Source organism: Alteromonas alvinellae, assembly GCF_902705805.1.
Map to the genome: position 1 here is coordinate 19274 of NZ_CACSIH010000048.1, position 8669 is coordinate 27942.

General features: G+C 45.5%; 8 protein-coding genes. 1 reads left to right on the top strand and 7 read right to left on the bottom strand.

The window, feature by feature from the left end; genetic code table 11:
* Positions 1 to 92 precede the first annotated feature (92 nt).
* A complete protein-coding gene (locus ACX5KA_RS03730) occupies positions 93 to 716 on the top strand; it encodes a substrate-binding domain-containing protein (RefSeq protein ID WP_458730449.1) in 624 nt (207 codons plus the stop codon).
* 161 nt (positions 717 to 877) lie between these two features.
* On the opposite strand, the gene ACX5KA_RS03735 is transcribed toward ACX5KA_RS03730, so the two are convergent.
* The 7 genes from ACX5KA_RS03735 to ACX5KA_RS03765 form a co-directional block, all read right to left on the bottom strand.
* The gene (locus ACX5KA_RS03735) at positions 878 to 1609 is read right to left on the bottom strand and encodes a HugZ family pyridoxamine 5'-phosphate oxidase (protein ID WP_334056409.1); all 732 of its coding nucleotides are present in this window, start codon (positions 1607 to 1609) and stop codon (positions 878 to 880) included.
* Positions 1610 to 1646: 37 nt separating this feature from the next.
* Positions 1647 to 2477 carry an ABC transporter ATP-binding protein gene (locus ACX5KA_RS03740; RefSeq protein WP_052235503.1) on the bottom strand — a complete coding sequence of 277 codons (831 nt, stop codon included), beginning with the start codon at positions 2475 to 2477 and terminating at the stop codon, positions 1647 to 1649.
* Positions 2478 to 2482: 5 nt separating this feature from the next.
* The gene (locus tag ACX5KA_RS03745) at positions 2483 to 3643 is read right to left on the bottom strand and encodes a FecCD family ABC transporter permease (RefSeq protein WP_458730444.1); all 1161 of its coding nucleotides are present in this window, start codon (positions 3641 to 3643) and stop codon (positions 2483 to 2485) included.
* Positions 3643 to 4602, bottom strand: a complete 960-nt coding sequence (locus ACX5KA_RS03750) for a heme/hemin ABC transporter substrate-binding protein (protein ID WP_458730445.1) — start codon at positions 4600 to 4602, stop codon at positions 3643 to 3645. Before ACX5KA_RS03750 ends, ACX5KA_RS03745 begins: the two co-directional genes overlap by 1 nt.
* Entirely contained in the window at positions 4603 to 5745 is a 1143-nt protein-coding gene (locus tag ACX5KA_RS03755) for an HmuY family protein (RefSeq protein WP_458730446.1), read from the bottom strand. It lies immediately after the preceding gene.
* Positions 5746 to 5877: 132 nt separating this feature from the next.
* Positions 5878 to 7821, bottom strand: coding sequence for a TonB-dependent receptor plug domain-containing protein (locus ACX5KA_RS03760; protein WP_458730447.1), 1944 nt, complete (start codon positions 7819 to 7821; stop codon positions 5878 to 5880).
* A 348-nt stretch (positions 7822 to 8169) separates the two neighbouring features.
* On the bottom strand, positions 8170 to 8669 hold a 500-nt coding region (locus ACX5KA_RS03765), incomplete at its 5' end, for a peroxidase family protein (RefSeq protein ID WP_458730448.1).

The window sequence follows — 8669 nt, forward strand, 5'->3', positions numbered from 1 at the left end:
AATCTCATGATTGCGGCTAATATTATTTAAAAAGTTATTGGCTCTTAACTATTTTTTAAAATCTTATCTATTGAAGTTTATGCTCTCGTTTCATTAATCTCAGCAATGAAAAGCTCGCAGGCCCGATAACGCTCTCACTGGGCGAGCCCATGTCGCAGTTTTTGTTAGCCAAAGAACTCGGTGAGTTCACTCGGCTTTATCCGTCTATTCAATTAAAAGTGAAAAGCTCTACAATATTCGCCGATTTAGACAAAGGTGAAGCGGATGTCGTAATACGGGGAGCACCTAAATTACCGGAACACTTAATTGGAAGGCGACTTTACAAGCTAGGCTTGTGCTTTTATGCACACAAAGATTACTGTGAAAATACACCCCGTAAAGACTGGCGATGGATTACGCCGTCAGAGAATGAAGTTTGGCCCCAATGGCTAGCACAATCGCCTTACCCAGAGGTACCAATTGGAATAGCAATCGATGACATCATCTCTCGATATCACGCTATATTAAACGGCGTGGGTATGGGAAGAGCAGCATGTTTCATGGGCGACCCACACCCCGACCTAGTACGTCTACCGGGCAGCGCGCCCGTTTTGAAATACGATATTTGGCTTCTCACCCACCCTGATTTGTATGAACAGCCTAAAGTAAAATTGCTGATGCAGTTTTTAACCGATGCGTTAATGACTAAAAAAACGCTCGTTGAAGGAGAGGCATAAGTTTATTTACGGTAAACCATTTAGATGGCTTACTGCTGCAGAACAACGCCTTGTTTATAACAAGCGGACCATGTTGACAGCTGCAAACCTATACCTTTTTTTACAAGAACGCCCCACACGATAAGCCGCCCGTATGGATGTCGCATTATGCAGTGAAAAGGCTACGACACCGCTTTGGGTACGTTAAGCGTATTCCGTGCGTCATTGGTCAGTTTCACTAACGCTTTTCGTACGTCTGTTGACGACGCGCATGGCGCTTCAAAAGGGATAAACCAAGTCTGCTTTTCTGTACCGCAGTGCATGCCTTCTGGAAATACGCTGTGCATTATCGGCGCTTCAGTGTTAACGCCTACTTTGTGCTGCAAGATAAGCTGCATCGCGTCCTGATGGTCTTCATTCATATGGGTAATCATGCCCTCTGGTGCGCTATGCCACTCTTGGGCTTCAACGCGCCAATAGTTTTTATCAACCCAATGGATTTTTCCGAACCCACCAATAAAACGTACTCGCTCAGTACGAATAACGTAAAAATTGAAATCGTGGGTTTGCTCGTATTTTTTAGCTTGAGGGAATAAACGAAGATACTGTGCTTTCACGTCATCTTGGTTCGCTAGCTCCGCACTCCCCATAATAGTCACCCGGCCATTCGCCTGAGAGTCATCTTCACCGGCATCAAAAATGGTTAAGCTAACTTTGTCGTTCGCTTTAATATTGCGCGTATGCAGTGCGATATCGCTGATGTAGATAACTGCGTCACCACCAGACGTTAAATAATAAGGTACAACCGAACCAAAAGGGTAGCCGGGCATTGATGTTGAATGCGTACCCAATACACCGCTGTGATGGGTGCGGCTTAGCTGTTTTGCTTGAAATGCAATAACTTGCATACTCATGGTTAACTCCGTTCTTGTTTATCGGTTTTCGTAAAAGTTAATGTGTCACGAAAACGTGTTTTTGTTCGTTTTTAATTAGGTTTAACTGGGTGTGATAGCACCGAGAAAGCATATCGGTAGTAAGTACTTGCGCTGGTGGTCCGTCGGCTAAACACTGCTTTTCCCCCAATAAAATGAGTCTATCGCAATAAGGGGAAATTAAATTGAGGTCGTGACTTACGCAAATAATGCACAGCCCTTTTTCTCGTAGGGCGACCAATTGTTCCATTACTAGTTTCTGGTGGCGCAAATCTAGGGCTGAGGTGGGTTCATCTAACAGCAACAGCTTGCCTTCCAAACTCTCGTTTTGATCGCCCGGTATTATTTGAAGAATAGATTTAGCTAAAAATATTCTCTGCCTTTCCCCGCCAGATAAGGTTTGAATATTGCGAGCTAGTAAATGCGTAATGTCAAACTGCTTGGCAATACCATGAATCAACCGACTCTTTTGTTCCAATGACTCAACGTACTGATACCGCGCCAAATGAAGTAACTCGTCGGCGATAAACCCAAATGGCGTTGACGCGCTTTGTGCCATCACTGCACGCTGTATTGCTAATTGATTTGGGCTTAGCGCACTAATTTTTTGCCCGCCAAGCGTTAGCGTTCCACCAGATGGCGTTTCTACACCACTGAGCATAGCAAGTAGCGTAGATTTACCGCATCCGTTTTCACCCGCTATCGCGGTAAACTCACCAGTGTTAAATGACAAAGATATTTGTTCAAGCAAACGCGTGTCACCTCTGGCTATCACAACATCTTTCAATATAAGCAACGCCGTGTTTAACCGTTTACAACTTTCGCTTTGCTCTAGGATTTCCACTTTCATTTGAGCTACACCCCACCACCAAGTAAGCGGCGTTGCTGCCAAAGTAAGTAAAGGAAAAATGGCGCCCCAACTGCTGATGTAACAATACCAATAGGTATTTCCATAGGCACAAATAAGGTACGAGCCAAGGTATCGGCAACCATTAATAGCAAAGCGCCCATTAGTGCGCTGGCAGGTATTAGCACCTGGTGGTTTACACCAAATATGGCCCTGCACATGTGGGGCACTACCAAACCTACAAAGCCAATAATGCCGCACAGCGCCGTCGCTAGCGCCACAGAGAACGCCACCAGCCATAAAACCCAGTGTTTGTATCGGGTAACATTAAGCCCCATATAAGCCGCCTCTTTTTCACCAAGCGCGAGTAGATTAAGCGCATTACGTGACTTCATAAGACCAGTAAAAGCAACAAGCCCAGCTAGCGCAATAAGACCACAAAGCGCCCAGCTTGCTCCGGCAAGACTACCCATGGTCCAGTAGCTTATTTGGCGAAGTGCGTCATCGCTTGCTACATAACTAATAGCCCCTATCACGGTTCCGGTTAAGGCGTTAATGGCAACACCAGCCAAAATAAGCGCGGCTACCGAAACGCCTTGCGGCCCATTTGAAAACCGAAGCACTGTCCATACAGAAAGTAGTGCACCACCAAAGGCCCACATGGCTACCCATATAGACTCAAGCGCAGGGATGAGCGGAGGTACTATGGTCATACTAAGGGCTGCAGCTGCGGCTGCGCCCCCTGCAATACCAATTAAACCAGGGTCGGCAAGCGGATTGCGCACTAGCCCCTGCATTGCACAGCCAGATACGGCTAGAAGCGCGCCAATCAGCATTGTCATGATCACCCTCGGCAGCCTTATTTCAGATAACACATACCAATGAGTGGTATTTGCTACCGAATTTTCTACCGTATTTACGCCGCTAATGAAGTATCTAAATTGCTGTTCAATATCAATGGGTAAACTGCCGCGGGTTAACCCTACATAAGCACAGAACAACAGCAATACAACCAGTATTCCCATGCCTATACGTTTTCGCTGCGCGCGGGCATTAATAAGCTGAAGGACTACAGGCGTCAGTCGGTAATCATTTGAATAATCACTTGGGTAATCACTTGAGTAATCGCGTGGGTTATCACTGCGCTTAGCTGCGGAAGATAACTGCATTATTGACTCGTTCTACTGTTAGCAGCATTTTGCGTTTGTTTCATTTCAATGGCTTTTTCTGCGTGCTCTGCAATACGCTGAAGCGCTACATCAAAGCGCGGAGAAAGCCCCAAACTAATGCTGCTATCCATGGCTTCAACTAGGCAATGAATACCAGCAAAGGTGGCTGCTAACGCATGGTGCGTACAAAGTGCATCCTTCGCGTTTTTCCCACGCAGCATGTGCCCAGCGGCAATCACAATATCAGGGTTTTGCATCAGCACAGACTCAGCATGCATCACTTTGTAGCCTTCCACTGCTGCACCTATATTAACGATACCCAGCGTATCGAATAGCGCTTGGGGCACGGTATTTTTACCCGCAACCGTTATTCCTCTGTCATTGTTCGCCACCACAAAAAGCGCTTTAATTGGTGTATTGAACGCTAAGGTTTTATCTGCGTACCGCGCCTTTTGTTGCTCTACCTTCTTTTCAATATCGTGAACAAGGGTAACGGCGTTATCACTTGCCGATAGTCTTTCGCCAATATCCAGTACTAGGCGCTTTAGGCCACTTAAGTTTTTGTCGACGTTAAAGGTAGTAACCTCTACGCCAGCATGGGCTATTTGTTCAAGCGCAACACTTGGGCCTGTCGCCTCAGCGCCTAGCAGCATTGTGGGCTGTTGGGCCAATACTCCTTCAGTGCTGAGCTGACGAAAGTACCCAAGCTTAGTGAAACTTGTCGCTTCTTTTGGGTACATACTGGTACTGTCAGTAGCAATTACCCAATCGCCTCGTCCTAACGCGAAAACAATTTCGGTGATACTGCCGCCAGCGGTAACAATTCTAGGAGATGCAGTTTGCGTTTCATCTAAAGGGGCGCTAAACGCCCCTACTGCAAACAAACTCCACCCTACCATCACAGTACACAACGCTTTTACGGCAATAGATGAAAGTGAATGAGCCTTTTGCAACATCATTTACTCTCCACTTACCGGGTCGGCGCGGAAACTATACGCACCTGATGTTCCCTCTTCATCGTAGTAGCTAGTAATTTGAAGCTTGTAAGTCGTATCGCCTGCTTGAATTAAATAAACCCCAAACTGTGAGTAAAGTAAGTGGCTGGTGCTGTCGTAGAAATACCAATTGTTCGCACTCATCGCGTACTCGCTAACGATCTCTTCACTGAAGCCATAAAAACGTGCTGCTTCGGGATCCACGCCATCGTATGTGTCAGCGTCGGTGCGAAGCACGGTCGCATCATCAGCAATAGAAAGGGTAAACTCCCCCGCTCCGTCAGCACACGGAATTGATAAATCCCAATCGTCAGTTTGTGTAACTACTTGCTGAATATCGAAGTCAATATAAACCGTGTCGCTACAGCCCACCGCATCAACGGTCAGTGCGACTTCTTCAGCAAAGGTGGTTTGCCCGTCAAGAACGCTTTGATGCATAACGCCAAGGGTTATTTCACCGATACCTCGCCCTTCAGTAACAATATCGGTAACGTGAAATTTTGTGTAGTTGCTGTCAGATGACACAATGTAATACGTTTCTTCATTTGGCGTTACTACGTGAGTGGTAAAGTCGTAGTTGTAAAAGGTATCGCCGATCATTTGGGTTTCTGTATCTGTGCTGAACGCGTCAGCGTCTGGTATATCGCTTTGAGTAACAGCCAAATAATCATCTAGTTCGCTGTCAGCACTCGCATTTAAGAACAAGTCAGGCACTGGCGCGCCCGTATCATCGTAAAAGTCGCTATTATTTCCGGTAAAATAAAGGCTAACAGCGGTTTCCTGGTTTGTATTTAAAAACACATTGGTACGCTTAAAGCCAATATCCCACGTGGTATCCGTTGCGGCTTCTTCTTCAGTAAGCGTAAGTTGCGTTTGTGTATCTAAGTCAAAGTACACGGCAACAGGCTCGGATGTAGACCCTGTACTAAAAGGCCCGTAAATGGTTCCCTCTTCGTTTTCGCCGTCACTGCTTCCGGCATCTGAATCTCCGCTACCATCGGTCACTTCATCAGGCGTTTCGACTGAGGTGTCATCGCTACTTGAGCTGCCACAAGCAGTTAGTCCGAATGTCATGGCAAGCAGTAACGCTAAATAAGTTTTGTTCATGTGTTTTCCTTTTTAAAATTCGCCGAATTAACCAGCGGTTTTTAGTTGTTGGTTTGGGATCTGCCGTTAGGTATTTTTTGTTTTGATCTCAAACGCAGTTTTCTGTGTCGGAGCTTTCGTTTTATGGTTATTTCAATACTGGTAACTCACACCCAGATACAATCGCCTGGCAGCAATCGGCCTTGCGTCAAACGCGCCCGCCACAAGGGCATCGGATGAGCGATGTTCATCAGTGAGGTTTTCAAGTCCAAGGCGCGCTTGCCACTGAGGCGTGAACTGGTGCTGTACGACTGCGTTTAGCGTGGTAAAGCTGTCTTTGGCAATTGTGATATAGCCACTGGAAGGCGACACATTCCCCTCATGCACTCCGTAAAGCTGTATGCTGGTGTCGGTTTGGCTAAACTGATAGGTAACGGATGCTTTAACTAAATGAGTAGGACGTTCAGGCAAGCGCTGTGAACTGCCATCTTCAGCAATTAAATAACTGTAATTCAGTTGCCACTGCCAATTATCATTCTCCGCGCTGGCGCTTAAATCAGCACCGTAAAGGGTGGCTTCATCGAGGTTTTGATAAACTGAAATATCTAAACCTGCCTCTTGCGATGCATCTACATCTACCGCTGTGGTGATGAAATCATCAGCTTTAGTGTAGTGAAGGTTAATATCAAGGTGATATAACCAGTTACTTTGGGTCGGTTCTACTCGAAGGTTGGCGCCCAAATTGGTATTTAACGCTGTTTCGGGCGTAAGTGCGTCGTTGCCTAGAACCATATAACCTAAGTTACTATGGTCGAAGATGTAATAGCGTTCTTTGAGGTTAGGCACGCGATAGCTACTGCCAGCCCCAGCGCGAAGTTGCAACGAAGTACTGTCAGCACTAAATGACTGGCTTGCACTTGCTTTAAATGCAGTATGCCAACCAAAATCAGAATCGTTTTGTATTCTTGCGCCAGCTAAAAGCTGGGTGTCTTTTTTCTGCCAGTTTCCTTGTAAATAAAGCTCGGCACTTTCTCTACTTACATCATCAACTTCAACCGTGCCCGTGCTGAGGTTTTGTTGATCCAGCGTGTCGCCATGTAAAACAAGGCCCCCTACCCACTCAATATCTTTGGTGGAATAAATCTTTTGCGCTTCTAATTCCGCAAGCTGAATATCGGTTTGACGTAACCCGTTGCTGTTACCGCTTTCTTCATTATGAGAAAGATAGCGTGTGTTGATATGCCAATCGTACTGCTGTTCAACGCGAACATCGTGCTGCCACTGGGTAACGTTTGAAAGATAACTAATAATGGTGGCTTGACCCGGTATTGATGACTGAGGTTTGTTTTTTTGCTCATCCAGCCATTGCCCTTTGTATTGCACGCTAATGTTATTTATCAACGTCGATAAAGACACTTGCACAAAAGATTTGTCTACCGCGCCACCATCTTGTGACGTGGTTTCGTTGTCGTAATCAAAACCGGGGTTAGTAATATTTTGGGCCGTTATGCCAAGCTGCCAATTGCTTACTGCTTTCGCTGCAGTGACCCTAGACGTATGCCCGAATTCATCACCGTCAATTGCATCATCGGTAAAATAAGATGCCTCGTAGTCTGCTGCAAACTGCGAGCCTTCTACCTTTTCGGTAATGATATTGATAACGCCACCCATCGCAGAGCTGCCGTAAAGCACAGAAGCAGCGCCTCGCACAATTTCAATTTGCTTAATATTAGCAACGCTAATTTGGTCAAGGTCGACAGAAGAGCCTGTAGGTGAAATGATGGGCTGGCCGTTAATTAACACCAATACGTGATCGCCATTGAACCCGTTTAGCTGAACGTTGTACCCGTCTTTTTGACTGCGTCTAACTACAACACCGGGCATCACTTCAAGCACTTGGCGTAGTGTGCCTTTACTTAATCGAGCAATGTCCTCTTTATCTACCACGTCAACTTTTACAGGTGAGGATGCCAATAACTTTGGTGTTCTAGTGCCTGTAACAACAACGCGTTCAAGATCACCTTCTGCTAAAGCTGAAAAAGCCAACGGAAAGCTAGCGGCTACCAAAAGTGAAGGTAAAAAGTGAACTCGTTTCATTTATTTTTCTTTTAACGCAAATGATAATGATTTGCGTTTGATATTATTTATTTAGAAGCGTTTTGCAAGGAGAAATGTAGAAATTCGTTAGAAAAACTCTGCTACAGCATTGTGTTTAACGTATTTTTTGCATTAAAAACAGAGCGATAGGACGTTAAAAAATTTTCGATGTTTTGCGAGAAAAGAACAGCATCAAGTTGGATTGGCAACACGACATAGTGGAATAAAAAGAGATAGAAAGAAAAAAAGCACTTTCCTTCTACTCTTAGTAATGCGGCTTCCCTTACAACAAAGAATTAGTAGTATGAAGACCGCTACACAAATGGTGTAGCGGTATGCAATTTGTAGCTAGTTAGTCGAGTCACTTACGTAAAACACATTGTCTGGTATTTCATTTCCAATACCTGTGTTGTTACGAATAACATCGGCTAGCGTCACCCCCTCAATCATGTCGAGCTCTTCATCTGTAAGATAATTTTGGTACCAAAACCTATCACCATCTCGAAGGGCTTCAAATTGCTCCGTGACCATTGCGCGAAATAAAGGACCTAACTGGGAACCTTCTTCCGCAACCGGATCCTCTGCAAGACCGCCAGTAAACAAGTCAATATCGTCAACGCTGTCGTAGGTCGCCTCTAGCGCAAGTTGTAACTCAGTATTAGAGGTTACTTCACTAAATGACTGCCTACGCTCTAGACCGAACTGAGCCCGCATATCGTTGTAAGAAGGCACACCGTGATCTCTTCCTCTTTGACTATTTAGCGCAACCAAATCTAAGCCCCCTTGGCCGGATGAACCAAATAAAAAGTTACGCAGTTCACTAAGGCGTGTTGATCTTTCGTGATTAG